Below are 14802 nucleotides of genomic sequence, written 5' to 3'. Positions count from 1 at the left end.
TTGTCATATTTGAAGATGCATAATCACAAAAGGGGAAAAATCGTATTCTGGATATTCCACCAGAGTAATTACATCAACGAGTCCCCTTCTTTGTCGGCACCTCTTCGATGGTTGAGGATGCCGAACGTTTCATTGCCGAAAATCCTGATTCCTTATCCGGTTAATGCTCATTTACCCAGGCACGTCACTAACCGTTAGATAAAATGGACTGTTGGTGACGGCGGCCTCCTATCGTTTTATGCCGAGCCGTTTGGCAAGACGATGGAGGTTGCCTGCGTCAAGGTTTAGCGCACGAGCAGATGCCGACCAATTCATCCCATGCTCCTGAAGAACCTGCATGATAACCTGCCGCTGAAAATCACGGGTCGCCGCTTGCAGGTCTACAGGCGCGCTACCTTGGTCCTCACTGACTGATATCGGTGAAATACCCGGTATAGTGGTGACTGTAATATTAAATAAGTCAGCATGCAGTTGCGCAGATTCTGTCGCCGGTTGTGAGGCACGCGCTAATACCGCAGCACGATAAATAGCATGTTCCAATTCACGCACATTTCCGGGCCAACTGTAATTCTCTAGCAAGGTTAGTGTGGTTGCCGGGATGCCCAACTGCTGAAGCCCCAGTTTCTTTCTTATCCGCTCCACAAAAAATCCTGCTAACAGGACAATATCCCCTTTCCGTTCCCGTAACGGTGGAACATGTAACGGGAATACACTCAAACGGTGAAACAGATCAACGCGAAAGTGCCCTTCGATAACTGCTTGTTTAAGATCACAATTGGTAGCAGCAATAATACGCACATTCACCCGCTTGGTACTGTCGTCACCGACGCGCTGTAAGTCGCCGTACTGAATAACACGGAGTAATTTGGCCTGAAGTACCAAAGAAAGCTCGCCTATCTCATCAAGAAATAGTGTGCCATTGTCGGCAATTTCGAACTTACCGGTTCGGTCATGTATTGCACCGGTGAAAGCCCCCTTCACATGGCCAAATAATTCGCTCTCCGCCACATTCTCGGGCAAGGCGGCACAGTTTAAATAGATTAATGCCTTCGCAGCTCTGGGTGATAAATGATGAATTGCCTGAGCAACCAACTCTTTACCTACCCCCGTCTCTCCAGTGATTAGCACATTCAGTTCTGAACCTGCTACCACCCCTATCTCATGTTTTAGTTGCAGTATCAACGGTGACAGGCCAATCATCTCGTCTTCCGAGCTTGGTGTGGCTTGTTTTTGGATGCTTAATGAGCTAACCGTAGGGAGCGCTTGCTTCTCCAACACATCGACTAAAAGTGCATTATTCAATGCCGAGGCCGCTAATACGCCAATCAGTTTAAGCTCTTCATCACTGAATCCATCAAATTGCAGCGGGTTCATACTGTCGAAAGTTAATGCACCAATAAGTGTTTGATCAGCAAACAAGGGCAGACCAATACAGGCATGGACTTTTAGCTCATCATGGCCCGGGATCAGGCCGTCATAGGGATCAGGCAGATGGCTGTCAGTCGGGAAACGGACCACATTCCCTGCCCGGGCAATGGCCTCTAATCGCGGATGGGATGACAACGAAAAACGCCGCCCCAACACATCAGGCGATAAACCATCAATGGCCAAGGGGCGGAACAATTGATGTTCATAACGTAAAAGTGCCGAGGCATCGCATTGCAGTAATTGCCGCAAGCTACTGACTAACGTCTGAAAACGATCTTGCCCTGATAAGCCGCCCTGTAGCTCAATGGCTATTTTGGCCAGTGACTGAATGGATAAACTCATATTTTGTCATTCCGACATAGTGTTAGTCATTATGACAATGACACATCAATGTCATAATGACTAACTTTAATTTTTATATGATTAAAATCAATACTATAAATCATGGCACGCTATTTGCTCTCTAAGGTGAGGTAAATCATTTATTTTAGTTGAGGAACGGTTCATGGCGATTCAAGTTAAGAATAATATCAAATGGGTTGGGCAACGTGATTGGGAAGTGCGTGATTTCCATGGTACTGAGTACAAAACCCTGAAAGGGACCAGTTACAACAGCTATTTAATCTGCGAAGAAAAGAACATTCTGATCGATACAGTTGATCAGAAATTTGATCGAGATTTTGTTGCCAATTTAGCACGGGAGATCGACTTAAATGCGCTCGACTATATTGTTATCAATCATGCCGAAGAAGACCATGCCGGCGCATTAACCGAGTTAATGGCGCGTATCCCCAACACTCCGATTTATTGCACCGCCAATGCTATCGACTCAATCAACGGACATCATCATCATCCTGAATGGAATTTCATTACAGTTAAAACAGGCGATACCTTAGATATCGGCAACGGTAAGCAATTGATCTTTGTTGAAACGCCGATGCTGCACTGGCCTGACAGCATGATGACTTACATCACGGGTGATGCCGTGTTGTTCAGTAATGATGCTTTCGGTCAGCACTACTGTGATGAGCATCTGTTTAATGACGAGGTCGATCAGACCGAACTTTATGAACAGTGCGCTCGCTATTATGCCAACATTTTGACCCCTTTCAGCCGCTTGGTAACACCAAAAATCAATGAAATTCTTGGTTTCAATCTGCCAGTATCAATGATTGCCACCTCCCATGGCGTGGTATGGCGCGATAATCCAACCCAAATTGTCACGCAATATCTGGCTTGGGCGGCAGATTATCAGGAAGACCGGATAACCATTTTCTATGACACCATGTCAAATAATACCCGCATGATGGCCGATGCTATTGCTCAGGGTATTCACGATACCGACCCCGGTGTGGCAGTGAAGATCTACAACATTGCCCGCCATGACAAAAATGAAATCCTCACCCAGGTCTTCCGTTCTAAAGGCGTTTTAGTGGGTTCTTCCACCATGAACAACGTCATGATGCCAAAAATCGCCGGGATGCTCGAAGAACTGGCCGGATTACGTTTCCGTAACAAAAAAGCTGCGGCATTTGGCAGCTTTGGCTGGACTGGCGGTGCGGTTGACCGCATTCAAACTCGCCTGATGGATGCCGGGTTTGATATCTCCCTCTCCTTAAAAATGAAATGGCGGCCTGATACTGATGCTTTAGCAGAGTGCCGTGAACATGGGCGTAAAATTGCCCGTAAATGGGCACTTCATCCATTGGAGACCCCCCATTTATCTGAGGTTGACGACGTTATCGCCCTCACTCAAGAAAAGGTCCGCGCCGAGAAACAGAATCTGGGTATTTCAATGCAATGCAGTGTTTGCCAGTGGATATATGACCCAGCACTGGGTGAGCCTCTTCAAGAGGTTAAGCCAGGAACCTGTTGGGAAAATGTCCCCGATTTCTTCCTCTGCCCAGAGTGTGGCTTGGGCAAATCTGTGTTCGATCCACTGTAATGGAGCATGTTATGACAGATAACATTATTATTGTGGGTTCAGGTTTTGCCGCCCGCCAAGTGGTTAAAAACATCCGTAAACTTAACCCACAAGTGCCAATCCAGATGATCGCCGCTGACAGTGGCGTGGATTATAATAAACCTGATTTAAGTCATGTATTTAGTCTTCAGCAGAGCGCTGACGATCTCACCCGGTTGTCGGCCGAGAAGTTTGCAGAAGAAAATAATCTTACTTTGCATACAGCGATGTTGGTCACCGCCATTGAGCGGCACACTAAACGCGTTTTTTGTGGTGATCGGGGATTTAATTACCATAAATTAGTGCTGGCTACCGGGGCGTCTGCACTGGTTCCGACCGTGCCCGGTAGCGAGATGATCGTTACATTTAATAGCCAAAATGAATACCGGCAACATCAAGATAGGTTGCAAAAAGCATCGCGTGTTTTAGTGCTGGGCGGCGGGTTAATCGGGACGGAGTTGGCAATGGACCTACAGCGTTCTGGTAAGCAGGTGATTCTGGTGGATAAGGCACACAGTTTGCTAGCCTCTGTGATACCAGTGGAGATCAGTAGCCGCTTACAACAGCGCCTCAGCCAAAGTGGTGTTACTTTGGTGTTTAATAATGAATTGCTCAGTGTGACAAAAGTCACCAACGGCTTGCGAGTAGAACTTCGCGCGGGTCAAACGTATACCGTTGATGCTGTTATTGCCGCGATTGGTTTAATGCCGGAAACTGCCCTCGCCGCTGCCGCAGGTCTCGATATTGGGCGTGGTATTAAGGTCAATAATCAGTTGCAAACGGTTGATCCAGATATCTTTGCCGTGGGTGATTGTGCCGAGGTCGAGGGGAAAGTACTGCCATTTTTGCAGCCCATATTAGTGGGAGCCATGACACTGGCAAAAAATATTCTAGGGGGAGCCGCGTGTCTCACCCTGCCGCCGATGTTAGTTAAAGTCAAAACACCTGATCTACCGCTCTATTTCGCTGGCGAAACCAACCGCGAGGATCTCCACTGGGAAATATGCCTGACAGCGCAGGGGATAGTGGCGCGTGGCACTGATAACTCACAGCAATTACGCGCGTTCGTCGTCAGCGAACAACAGACCCAACAGGCTTTCCCCCTGTTACGTGAACTGAGTGTGTAACATTAATCGTGCTGCGCTATAACATCACAACGCTAACCCCCCGCCACCTGCGTAGGGGGTTTTGCCTGCAATTTTCATCACTTCTGCCCCCAACGTGACAAAAGGTGCCCGCCGACTGGCGTAGATAATGCCGCCAGCCTGAGCGCGAACCGCTTTTACCGTATCGGTGAGCGGATCAATAATTTCAGCTACCACTTCATCTTTCCCAACCCATTCACCCGGCTGGCGTAATAACAGCAGAATGCCACTGGCAGGTGCTGTCACTATCTCACCCGCCGTAAACGGCAACAGGGTGACTTCCCGCTGCGGAATAACCAAAGATTGCCCTTTGACTGCGCCACGGTACTGCAAATAGTGATAAAGACGCTCGGCATCAGCACTGGCCAACGCGTGGCTAACATCCTGTTGACCCCGTAATTCTAGCGTCACCGCCATGCAACCCGGTTCAAGCTTTAACGCCGGATAGTGCGCCGCTAACCGGTGCCATGGCAAGCCGCAAGCCTCATCAAAGGATCCACCACCGCTATCTTGCGACAGTAATACGGTGCCAATATCTAAGAACCGTGCCAAGGTTTCGGCGGGTTCACGCCAGGCAGGATCAGCGTACATGTGCAAAATAGCGTGATCATCACAATGCAGATCCAGCACCAGGTCCGCATCACAAGCCAGTCTTAATAAGTGTTGGCGCAGCGCTGCAACTTCACTGCTGGCAGGCAAATCCTGCAATGCCTCAACCATGGCAACTCGCACTTGTTGCTGTATACCAACACTATCAGTGAGCGGCCGCGATGCCAGCCGCGTTTGTACCCCTTGCGCCAGATCAGGGAAGTCACGGTTGAAATTGCGCCCACTGCCCAGATCAAAACGGCCGATACCACTATTAAGGAGCACTTGCGCAATACCTACCGGGTTGGCAAGCGGCACAATAATTATTTCGCTCTGAATTTCACCGCGCCGTTCCGCCTGACTCAGTAATCTTTTAAGATAATGTAATACCAGCATGCCGGGCAGTTCATCAGCATGCAGGCCAGCTTGTAGATAGATTTTCTCACCAAAACCTTGCTGGCCGAAATGAAAGCTGGTTAATTGACGCTGCCCACCTAGGGCATGTTCAGGTAACTTATGATTATTGATTTTCATTGGACGTCCTATCTGTGGAAAAGAAAGCCCGGCTTGACCGAATTGACAAAAAAATCCTTGAAATACTGAGCCAGGATGGTCGCATCTCTTATCAAAAGCTCTCTGAACAGGTAAACCTTACCGCTCGCCCTTGTCTGGAGCGCGTGCGGCTACTGGAGCGTGCCGGTATTATCCGCGGTTACAGCGCGATTATTGAGTTGCCGGAACCTGCACATGCTTTTGTTATACAAGCACAAATTGCACTGGCCGACCATGGGCACTCGCAGGCGGCATTCGAACAGGAAGTGTGCAAAACGCCGGAGGTGCTGGACTGTTGGTTGGTCGGTGGCAGCTTCGACTTCCTGGTGCGCATTGGCTGTCGTAACATGGAACACTACCGGTTACTGGCTGATAGTTGGCTGACCAGTAAAAAATTCCGGGTCGATAAAATTGTCACCCTGACGGAATTACAAACCATCAAACGCACTTAAATCCGCAGTGCCCGCACGGGATACTTAATCGTGACGGGCAAAAGCCAGCCAGCGCCGTTCTGCACGTGAAAATAGGTAAATCAGCATAAAAGTGCATAACAGATAGAGCGCCGCCGCCATCAGGAACGGGATGAACGGGGAATAGGTTGCCGCATAGAACGAGCGCGCCACGCCGGTAATATCCAATAGCGTTACGGTACTGGCAAGCGAGGTGGCGTGTAGCAGGAATACCATCTCGTTATTCAGCGCTGGGATACCGCGCCGCAATGTTGCGGGCAGTACCAACCGGCGAATAATCTGCCACTGGCTCATGCCAAAAGCTTCGCCAGCCACCCACTCCTGACGTGGAAACGTCACCATCATTCCCGCCAATAATTCTGCCACATAAGCACTGGTATTCAGCACCAGCGCGAGCGTGGCACAGAAAGTGGCATCACGGAACAGCAGCCAGAACGGTTGGTCGTCCTGCCAACCCAACTGCACGATGTCAAACTGTGACAAACCGTAGTAGATCAGCATTAATTGCAGATAGAGCGGCGTGCTACGGAAAAAATAAGTTACGCTGCGGATGAACCAAGAGAGCGGCCGTGGGCCAAAAGCTTGCCCAACTGCCATCAGTAGTGCCAACAATAAACCCGGCACCACGGACAGTAAAAACAGCTTAGCGGTCATGGCCAACCCGGTAACATCCGACCCGTCGCTATACAAAAATGTCGGTGCAGCCTCCAGCATGGTTTGCAGATTCATCCTTGCCTCGCTGCACTAGAGGTTGACAGCGCATAGCGCCGTGAAAGCAGACTGAATCCCCAACTAGAAAGCGCGGTGATGACCATGTAAATCATCGCCACCAGGAAGTAAAACAAGAACGGTTTTTGTGTCGCCCGTCCTGCCTGTTCAGCCAGCCACACCATATCTTCCAACCCCAGAATGGATATCAACGCCGACGCTTTCATTAAACCAAGCCAGTTGTTATTGATCCCCGGAATGGCAAAACTGAGCATCTGTGGCAACATAATGCGCCGGAATACCTGAGCAGGACTCATACCGTAAGCTATTGCGGCCTCCAACTGACCACGATCAACGGTTTGAAATGCGCCCCGGAAGGTTTCAGTGTAGTAAGCGCCGAATACAATACCAATGGCCAACACGCCAGAGATAAAAGTGTTGAAGCGAACCGGCCCCACGCCCAATAAACTGAGGAACCCATTCACCAGCATTTCGCCACCGAAAAATAGCAGCAACATAATCACCAGTTCAGGAATACCTCGCACCAGCGTGGTGTATCCGGTTGATATCCAGCGCAACCAGCGCGGACCAAACAGTTTGATAACCGCATTGATCAACCCAAGTACCAGTGCCACCGCGAGTGACAGCAGCATCACACACAGTGACAACCCCGCCCCCTGTGCCAGTAAAGGCAAATATTCGGCTACCATTATTGGCCCCCTGTCGCTGAAAAACCGGTGCCGGGCGCGTTAGTCATCGGCCCGGCGGGTTTACATCACAAAAAATGGTGGAGCACTCAGTTGCCGTAAATATCGAAACTGAAATATTTTTTCTGAATGGCGTCATAAGTACCGTCAGCACGGATCGCCTTAATTGCTCCATTCAATGCATCGCGTAACGCTGGATTATCTTTACCGACGGCGATACCCACATCAGATGAGATAGTTTCGTCTTGGATAACTGGCCCGGCAAAAGCAAATTTCTGCCCACGCGGGGTATCAATAAAGCTACTGGCAGCCTGAATGTTATCTTGTAGCGAGGCGTTGATGCGCCCAGACAGCAGATCCAGATAGACATTGTCCTGATTGGCATAAGAGACGATTTTCACCCCTTGTCCACCCCAGTGTTTTTTCGCATAGGTCTCATGGATTGAGCCGGTTTGCACACCCACGGTTTTGCCTTTCAAACTGGCGGTGTCCGGTAACAGCGGGCTGCCTTTGCGCGCCACCAATTGTGCGGCACTGCGATAGTATCGATCCGTGAAATCCACTTCTTTTTTGCGCTCTTCAGTAATGGTCAGCGACGCAATAATTGCATCGAACTTACGGGCATTAAGTGCCGCGATCATGCTTTCAAACGGTTGTTTAACGAATACACACTTCGCATGCAGGTTTTCACACAAGGCATTCGCGATATCGATATCAAAGCCGGTGATCTCGCCACTGGGAGAAAGAACATCAAAAGGTGGATAACCCCCGTCTACACCAAAGCTAATAGTGTCAATGGTCTGAGCCGCCACGGGCGCGGAAAGTATCAGGCCGGTCAATATTGCAGCTAATGTCTTTTTCATGGTTAAGATCCCAATATTGGCAAGTAATAGAAACCGCAAAGATTAGAAACGAAGCGAGAGGCAGGTCAAGCCGCCATCCATTTTTTTAAATTCACTGGTATCAAGTTGAATAATTGGCATTCCCAGCTTTTCAATTTGCGCCAACGTGTAAGGATACCCTTGCGGTGTAATCAACGTATCATTGATCCACAAAGTATTACCGGCGTAAGACTCATCTTCAGGAATAACAATGGTATTAAACCGAGAAAACGCAGGATGGTGCTGATAATCCTCGGTCAGCAACAAGGTGTTACGCCCAACATAGTTAACAATCGACTTCAGGTGTAACCCCGCACTCACTGCTATTGGCATTACCCGATAGCCATAGCGCGCGACCGCGGCGGTAAACTCGCTGATCCCGACTTCATCAGTGCGTGAAGTCAGGCCGATAAAAAATTGTTTATCCACCAACAGCACATCACCCCCATCAAGATGGCCTTGCTCGCTCATTCGAAAGACCGGGCGGTCGGTAAATAGCGGCTCGATAGTCGCCACTTCGCCTTGGCGGCTGGGTGCCCCAGGGTGGGTTATCACCGCCAGTTCCGGCATGACGACGGCAGTATCCTCAACAAAGTGCGCATCAGGGAATGCCGGTGCTGCCGGTAAAATAGTCACTTTCAGGCCAAGACGGAGCAAGGTATCAACGTAGGCCAAAAATTGGTGACCCGTCACAGCAATATCTGGGGCGCCCAATTGGGACGTGGTCTGGCCGCTACCACAGGTAGCCGCCGGCAGTCTGGCAATGGCTTGAGTAAAGTGCATAGGCGAGTCTCTTGATTGAGTGTTGCAAAAGTGTTGATCTGATTATTAAACAGATACTGTTACCAATCAGGTTGAATCAGCTATCACTGCCATACATTTACGCTGTATATGACTCTCTCTGCGACCTATTCAGTTGTCAGATGAAAACCATAGACAACCCGCTTTAGCTATATACTATTTGATATAACTTATCGGGCAGTATCCGAGACAGGCAAGCTACCCTTCCTGTCTCTGCGCGCGTAGCGTGCTAGCGAACCTAAGGAAACCGAATGAAAAAGTTAATCATGGTGATGATTACACTATTGCTGATTGCCTGTGCAAATACCGGTCATGTCGGCGTGAGTGGGGGTTCGGGCGGAGTATCGAGTATCAGCATTGGCACCGGCATTCGCCGGTAATACAGGCAGGTGTTTTCAGTCCCTGCCTTACCAGTATTGACTGTAAAATTGGCTGTCAGCTATCTGTTTTTCAGGACTGGAGCATCCTCGGAAAAACGTGCTGAAATAGCATCCCGTTCATAACCTTGCCGCTCAGTCAAAATGGTATATAACTCAGGGCGGCGACCATAGATCCAGCGCCGTCCAGTACTGAGTGGGATCAAGGAGAGATCCAGCTCAGCGCACACCATCATGTCGGCGGCCTCCCAGGTTTCATTGATGATGCGACCATACGGGTCCAGTATCATCGCATTACCGGTGCGCACTTCATCATCATCGGCCCCAATACCATTACTGAACAGAATAAATAAACCATTATCATGTGCCCGGGCTGGTAACCAGCGCATCAGCCATTCCCGGCCATTGATACCACGAATTGCCGCGGTTATTTCTTCTTTTCGTTCAACACGTTGTTGCCACAGTTCGAGTGGAATGGGCTTCATGCCATAAGGGCTACGGGAGTGAGTTCCACCGGTTTGGTGTGGTGCCAATAATATATCCGCGCCCAGTAAGGTGGTAGCGCGAACATTCTCCACCAAATTGTTATCCCAGCAGATAAGTATGCCCACTTTGACCCCCCAAGGGGTGTCAAACACGGTGTAAGAATCGCCGCTGCTAATGGTTGGATGCTCAAAAGCATGCAATTTGCGATGAGTGTGCCAGGTGCCATCAGGCATGCAAGCAACATAGGCGTTATAGAGTCGCCCGTCATCTGCCCGCTCAATCAGACCCACACCAATAAGCATTTGATATTTAACTGCTAACGCACGAACCAAGGCGATTGATGGACTGTTTCCTATCGATTCCGCCAGTGCATTGACTTGCACCGCAGTCAACTTAGGGACATGCCAGTATCCAGTGATACACATCTCTGGAAAGGCTAATATTTTGATGTTTTGCAGGGCTGCCTGCTCGATAAACTTCTCAATAACCAACAGATTATATTGTTTGTTATTGGCCTGATGCTGGAACTGCACTGTTGCTGCTGTTATCAATGGTAATTCAGTCACATTATCCTCCTAGGGCATCTACCGCTGATTTTTATCATTGGCATTACAGCAGCCGTATTGATAACTTTATAATGAATGATTTTCCTTTATCGATTACCAATTGGAATGTAACAGTGAATATTAAGTTGCTAAAAGCCTTTGTTATGCTGGCACAGAAAAGCAATTACAATGAAGCTGCACAGGCGCTTTGTATCACGCAACCGGCCCTGTCTAAGCAGATTAACTTATTGGAATCGATGCTAAATCTTCATCTGTTCTCACGCGGGCGTCATGGTGCGCTACTGACCCCTGGCGGCCAACAGTTGCTGGCAGAGGCGGAGAAAGTGATTAATCAGTCTAATTTTTTTCTACAACATGCCGCCAGAGTGGCCAAGGGCATTGAAGGGTTTATATCGATAGGTTTTGGATTGTCGACTTTCTATACTGCTCCGCACTGTATCGCCAAATTCAGAGAGCAGTTCCCTGGCATTGCCATTACGTTGGAGGATATCCCCTCGGCACAGCAATATGCATTATTAACCCACGGTGAACTGCAAATAGGATTTGTTCGAGTGCCGCCCAAGGCGCCGTTACATTATCATCCCTTATTTGACGATCGCCTGGTGCTGGTAACCCCGCAAGATAAGGCACTAACACTCGACGAATGGTTAAAACATCTGCCGTTACTGCGTTTATATACCGAGCGTGGGCGCGGGCTAAATGCACAAATTGACCTGTTCTTACAGTCAAATCAACTCTACGTGCCAGCGATGCAAGAAGTTGAGGATATCCAGACCATACTCGCACTGGTGATTGCCGGTCTCGGCGTGGCATTACTGCCGCAGAGTGTGGTGCATATCGCGCCCCCGACGATGAATATTATTGCGCTCAGCGGTGACACCCTCAGTTGGCAAGTGGGTATCGCTTGGAATAATACTATTCCTGATTTGGTGCGGGACAATTTTATTAAGATGGTCATCGAGCATAACCGGCAAAACATCGATTGATACTTTGCCGGTTTATGGCGCGATGAGATTAGCGGAACGGCGGCTCGTTAAAGGTGCGCAGTTTGCGTGAATGCAGTTGATCACCCTCCGCGCGCAATAAATCTATTGCCCGAATACCAATCTGCAAATGCTCAGAAATAGCACCTTCATAGAAATGGTTAGCTTGCCCCGGCAACTTGATTTCGCCATGTAACGGTTTATCTGAAACACAGAGCAATGTGCCATAAGGCACTCGGAAGCGATAACCTTGAGCTGCAATGGTGGCACTTTCCATATCGACGGCAACTGCGCGGCTTAAGCTAAAACGCAGTGCTGACGCAGAAAAACGCAACTCCCAGTTACGGTCATCAGAAGTGACTACCGTCCCAGTGCGCAACCGCTGTTTGACTTCAACGCCTGGCATGCCACTCACCGCTTTGGTGGCGTCGTACAATGCCCGCTGTACCTCAGCAATACTTGGGATCGGGATATCTGGCGGCAACACCGCATCCAACACATGATCATCACGCAGATAGGCATGAGCCAGCACATAATCGCCGATGGCCTGACTTTCACGCAATCCACCACAGTGCCCAATCATCAACCATGCATGAGGCCGCAGTACCGCCAGATGATCACAAATAGTTTTGGCATTGGATGGGCCGACGCCAATATTCACCAAAGTAATGCCATGACCCCCTTCTGTAATTAAGTGATAGGCCGGCATCTGATGTTTTTTCCATGCCAGATCAGAGGTGGTCTTTTCAGGATCAGCATTTTCAGCCGTTATGTAGCTGCCACCGGCACAGGATAAGGCTTTATAAGGGCTGGCGGGGTCGAGAATCTGCTCACAAGCCCAACTGACAAACTCATCAACATAGCGGCTGTAGTTAGTGAAAAGGATATAAGGCTGAATATGTTCTGCGGGGGTGCCGGTGTAATGTTTTAGCCGCGCCAGTGAAAAATCAGTCCGCAAGGCATCGAAATGCGATAAGGGAAAATCAGCGGTGGCAGTATCAATACCATCAGTAATGCCATCACCGATTTTTGCCAAATCCGTGGTTGGGAAGTGCTGAGCAAGGCCCGCCGTCATTGACCGGTCGAGAATGAGGTCAGAACCGTCGATCACAAAAGGATATGGCATTTCTTGTTGTGACGGTGTCACTTCAAACACCGCGCCGTACTCACTTTCAAGCAAGGTGAGTTGCTCTGTCAGATAGTCCCGAAACAATGTCGGCCGAGTAACCGTGGTACTGTATTGCCCGGTCCGTGAGAAACGCCCATAAGCACGGGTACGCTGGTGGTCGCGGAATCTTCCGTCCCAACTGACACTGAGCTGTGGATATGAGAACAAACCCTTAGCCCTTTCACCAACATCCGGCAGAGCGCCATCGCGAATAAAAGCGCTAATAGCATCACGTAATGCCGCAAGTGCGGACTCGTATAGCGTCTCAAGCCTATCAATCGCTTCGCTGGCTGATAGGTGAATGGTATTTTGTGATTGATTCAAGATCTCTCCTTTCAATACGCGTAAAGGCGGTGCTTAGCTTACTCAATTAACCGACGCAGAAACATAGTAAAAAACACGGTTTTACTGTCCATCGACGTAATGTGCCCTGTAATGAACATTTTGCCGTTACAGGTCAAATATCCAAACACGCGTTACACCAAAAACCTCCATTCATTGAAAACAAGAGGACATTTTGCCACTTATTCCGTCGTTTGATTCCCCTTCACCAACACTAAAGTATAGGTTGTCGCAGATAACACATTATTTTCTGCCTTGGGCAACACTATAAAGGTCTCTTTTGCGTGGCAAAATCATTTTTACGCAGTGGTAGTTTGGACGACATTCTGGCGTTAGGCGAAAACGGGCAACCGGTTTATGCCTCTGCACGGCAGATAAGAGAGGCATTACGCCTTAAAAAACAGCAACATATTGCTGACTGTCTGGCCATACCTCAACTTAATGAACGCGGCGACCGCATAGATTGGTATGCCCCCATTGAAGGCAAAGTGACCTCATGGCTGGCAGCCAGCAGTGTTGAGCGCAAGGCAGCGGTTAAGCAGTTGTCAGCCTGTCTGGCAAGTGCCAATGACTTGTGTCAGCGGGCGCAAAAATCAGATAACGCCGCACAGCGGCTATTTGGCGTACTGTTGGCCAAAACAATGCAATTCCCCGATCAAAATCACGTTTATTTAGTGGCAGGCAAACCCGTACTGACCTTTTGGGGATTTGTCAGCCCGGATAAAAAAACACGCATTGACCCACTCGATTGTCTGCGCCAGACCACCGAAGTTTACGAGCCGATTGAACCTATTATCGCTACCATTGCGGCCCCAATGCCCACGCTGCCTGCCGCTGCTGTCATTGAGTTAGCGCCTCAGGCCGAAACTACGTTGCTGCCCCCGCTGCCGGAGCCTGTCGCAGAGGTCACCCCGCCATCAAAAGCAGTAAAAAAACCAACACGTTGGCTACGATTTAACTGGATGTTACCGGTGTTGGCGCTAATCATCGCCTTGATAGTGCAATTCAGTGGTGGAATGCCGGAAAATGCCGCTGCCGCCCCGGATGTTAAGCCCACTGTCCTCGAAGATAAATCAGCCACTGAAGATAGAGCCCTGTCAGTTAAAGACCTTGCACCGGTAACCACTGCACCTGTTGCTCAAATTATCCAGCCCACAATTGCATCACAACTGCCGTTGAATAATGCCACCGTCGTGCCTGCATCAGCTATCGCGGAACCGACCGCCGTCGCATTGCCGACCACCGTTGAGAGCAAAAGTGCGCTGATACTCCCTTCAGATGCCGTCAAAGTGGGATCGACTACATTCCTTAATGGAAACTGGCGGGTCAGCCCGGATATTAAAACCGCCCAAACCGGTAAAGCACCCAGCCTGAAGTATCAAATTAAAAACGGTAAAGGTACGGTGAAAATCACCCACGGGGATAACGTGACTTGCCGCGCAAATATCACTGCTGGTGTAATGAAGTCAGGCAATTTGGTAATCAATAGCCGCTATAGGGCGCAGTGCAGTGATGGTTCAAAATATCAAATGCCTGAGATCGTCTGCAAACAAGGCGTGAGCGGGATTGCAGATTGCAAAGGCCGTTACGATGCCAATACGACCCTTCCAATGACGATGAAGCGTGAGACTAAATAA

The 14802-nt window shown here is 49.3% G+C and carries 14 protein-coding genes and 1 pseudogene; 7 read left to right on the top strand and 8 right to left on the bottom strand.

The window, feature by feature from the left end; translation table 11 throughout:
• Positions 1–32: 32 nt before the first annotated feature.
• Positions 33–164 (top strand): annotated as a pseudogene (locus V2A84_RS07515) (class 1 fructose-bisphosphatase); the annotation flags it as partial.
• 64 nt (positions 165–228) lie between these two features.
• Here V2A84_RS07515 and norR read toward each other — a convergent pair.
• Positions 229–1770, bottom strand: coding sequence for a nitric oxide reductase transcriptional regulator NorR (gene norR / locus V2A84_RS07510; protein ID WP_372569193.1), 1542 nt, complete (start codon positions 1768–1770; stop codon positions 229–231).
• Between the two features lie 163 nt (positions 1771–1933).
• Here norR and norV point away from each other — a divergent pair, with 163 nt between their 5' ends.
• Together norV and norW are read left to right on the top strand one after the other, a co-directional pair.
• Positions 1934–3373 (top strand): anaerobic nitric oxide reductase flavorubredoxin, encoded by a 1440-nt coding sequence (norV, locus tag V2A84_RS07505; RefSeq protein WP_442848677.1) that lies wholly within the window; start codon positions 1934–1936, stop codon positions 3371–3373.
• Between the two features lie 11 nt (positions 3374–3384).
• Positions 3385–4518 (top strand): NADH:flavorubredoxin reductase NorW, encoded by a 1134-nt coding sequence (norW, locus tag V2A84_RS07500; protein WP_083158827.1) that lies wholly within the window; start codon positions 3385–3387, stop codon positions 4516–4518.
• A gap of 24 nt (positions 4519–4542) precedes the next feature.
• On the opposite strand, the gene V2A84_RS07495 is transcribed toward norW, so the two are convergent.
• The gene (locus V2A84_RS07495) at positions 4543–5658 is read right to left on the bottom strand and encodes a succinylglutamate desuccinylase/aspartoacylase family protein (protein ID WP_083158826.1); all 1116 of its coding nucleotides are present in this window, start codon (positions 5656–5658) and stop codon (positions 4543–4545) included.
• Between the two features lie 14 nt (positions 5659–5672).
• Here V2A84_RS07495 and V2A84_RS07490 point away from each other — a divergent pair, with 14 nt between their 5' ends.
• Positions 5673–6128, top strand: a complete 456-nt coding sequence (locus tag V2A84_RS07490) for an Lrp/AsnC family transcriptional regulator (RefSeq protein ID WP_005184236.1) — start codon at positions 5673–5675, stop codon at positions 6126–6128.
• Positions 6129–6152: 24 nt separating this feature from the next.
• On the opposite strand, the gene V2A84_RS07485 is transcribed toward V2A84_RS07490, so the two are convergent.
• The 4 genes from V2A84_RS07485 to V2A84_RS07470 all read right to left on the bottom strand — a co-directional run bounded on the left by V2A84_RS07485 (position 6153) and on the right by V2A84_RS07470 (position 9225).
• Positions 6153–6875 carry an ABC transporter permease gene (locus V2A84_RS07485; RefSeq protein WP_083158825.1) on the bottom strand — a complete coding sequence of 241 codons (723 nt, stop codon included), beginning with the start codon at positions 6873–6875 and terminating at the stop codon, positions 6153–6155.
• Complete coding sequence (locus tag V2A84_RS07480) at positions 6872–7564, bottom strand: ABC transporter permease (RefSeq protein ID WP_005184240.1); 693 nt, start codon at positions 7562–7564, stop codon at positions 6872–6874. The genes V2A84_RS07485 and V2A84_RS07480 overlap by 4 nt, the downstream gene beginning before the upstream one ends.
• Positions 7565–7650: 86 nt before the next feature.
• A complete protein-coding gene (locus V2A84_RS07475) occupies positions 7651–8424 on the bottom strand; it encodes an ABC transporter substrate-binding protein (protein WP_083158824.1) in 774 nt (257 codons plus the stop codon).
• Between the two features lie 42 nt (positions 8425–8466).
• The gene (locus tag V2A84_RS07470; protein WP_442848676.1) at positions 8467–9225 is read right to left on the bottom strand and encodes a dimethylarginine dimethylaminohydrolase family protein; all 759 of its coding nucleotides are present in this window, start codon (positions 9223–9225) and stop codon (positions 8467–8469) included.
• Positions 9226–9494: 269 nt separating this feature from the next.
• On the opposite strand from V2A84_RS07470, the gene V2A84_RS07465 reads away from it, so the two are divergent.
• A complete protein-coding gene (locus tag V2A84_RS07465; protein WP_265331623.1) occupies positions 9495–9623 on the top strand; it encodes a hypothetical protein in 129 nt (42 codons plus the stop codon).
• Between the two features lie 59 nt (positions 9624–9682).
• Here V2A84_RS07465 and V2A84_RS07460 read toward each other — a convergent pair whose 3' ends face one another.
• Positions 9683–10672 (bottom strand): nitrilase family protein, encoded by a 990-nt coding sequence (locus tag V2A84_RS07460; protein WP_083158822.1) that lies wholly within the window; start codon positions 10670–10672, stop codon positions 9683–9685.
• Positions 10673–10785: 113 nt separating this feature from the next.
• Here V2A84_RS07460 and V2A84_RS07455 point away from each other — a divergent pair, with 113 nt between their 5' ends.
• Positions 10786–11658: a LysR family transcriptional regulator gene (locus tag V2A84_RS07455; protein WP_083163631.1), complete on the top strand. Its 873-nt coding sequence runs from the start codon at positions 10786–10788 to the stop codon at positions 11656–11658.
• Between the two features lie 28 nt (positions 11659–11686).
• Here V2A84_RS07455 and V2A84_RS07450 read toward each other — a convergent pair whose 3' ends face one another.
• A complete protein-coding gene (locus tag V2A84_RS07450) occupies positions 11687–13147 on the bottom strand; it encodes an AMP nucleosidase (protein ID WP_442848675.1) in 1461 nt (486 codons plus the stop codon).
• A gap of 302 nt (positions 13148–13449) precedes the next feature.
• On the opposite strand from V2A84_RS07450, the gene V2A84_RS07445 reads away from it, so the two are divergent.
• Entirely contained in the window at positions 13450–14802 is a 1353-nt protein-coding gene (locus tag V2A84_RS07445; RefSeq protein WP_442848674.1) for an SrfA family protein, read from the top strand.

The sequence above is a fragment of the Yersinia sp. 2553 StPb PI genome (assembly GCF_052217105.1).
In the GTDB taxonomy this organism is placed as follows: domain Bacteria; phylum Pseudomonadota; class Gammaproteobacteria; order Enterobacterales; family Enterobacteriaceae; genus Yersinia; species Yersinia enterocolitica_E.
This window is presented reverse-complemented; position numbering and strand designations above follow the sequence as displayed.

What these genes read in the sequence shown, in the direction of transcription:
- norR (WP_372569193.1), bottom strand. Translation starts at nt 1,770, where the DNA reads ATGAGTTTATCCATTCAGTCACTGGCCAAAATAGCCATTGAGCTACAG.
- norV (WP_442848677.1), top strand. Translation starts at nt 1,934, where the DNA reads ATGGCGATTCAAGTTAAGAATAATATCAAATGGGTTGGGCAACGTGAT.
- norW (WP_083158827.1), top strand. Translation starts at nt 3,385, where the DNA reads ATGACAGATAACATTATTATTGTGGGTTCAGGTTTTGCCGCCCGCCAA.
- V2A84_RS07495 (WP_083158826.1), bottom strand. Translation starts at nt 5,658, where the DNA reads ATGAAAATCAATAATCATAAGTTACCTGAACATGCCCTAGGTGGGCAG.
- V2A84_RS07485 (WP_083158825.1), bottom strand. Translation starts at nt 6,875, where the DNA reads ATGAATCTGCAAACCATGCTGGAGGCTGCACCGACATTTTTGTATAGC.
- V2A84_RS07480 (WP_005184240.1), bottom strand. Translation starts at nt 7,564, where the DNA reads ATGGTAGCCGAATATTTGCCTTTACTGGCACAGGGGGCGGGGTTGTCA.
- V2A84_RS07475 (WP_083158824.1), bottom strand. Translation starts at nt 8,424, where the DNA reads ATGAAAAAGACATTAGCTGCAATATTGACCGGCCTGATACTTTCCGCG.
- V2A84_RS07470 (WP_442848676.1), bottom strand. Translation starts at nt 9,225, where the DNA reads ATGCACTTTACTCAAGCCATTGCCAGACTGCCGGCGGCTACCTGTGGT.
- V2A84_RS07465 (WP_265331623.1), top strand. Translation starts at nt 9,495, where the DNA reads ATGAAAAAGTTAATCATGGTGATGATTACACTATTGCTGATTGCCTGT.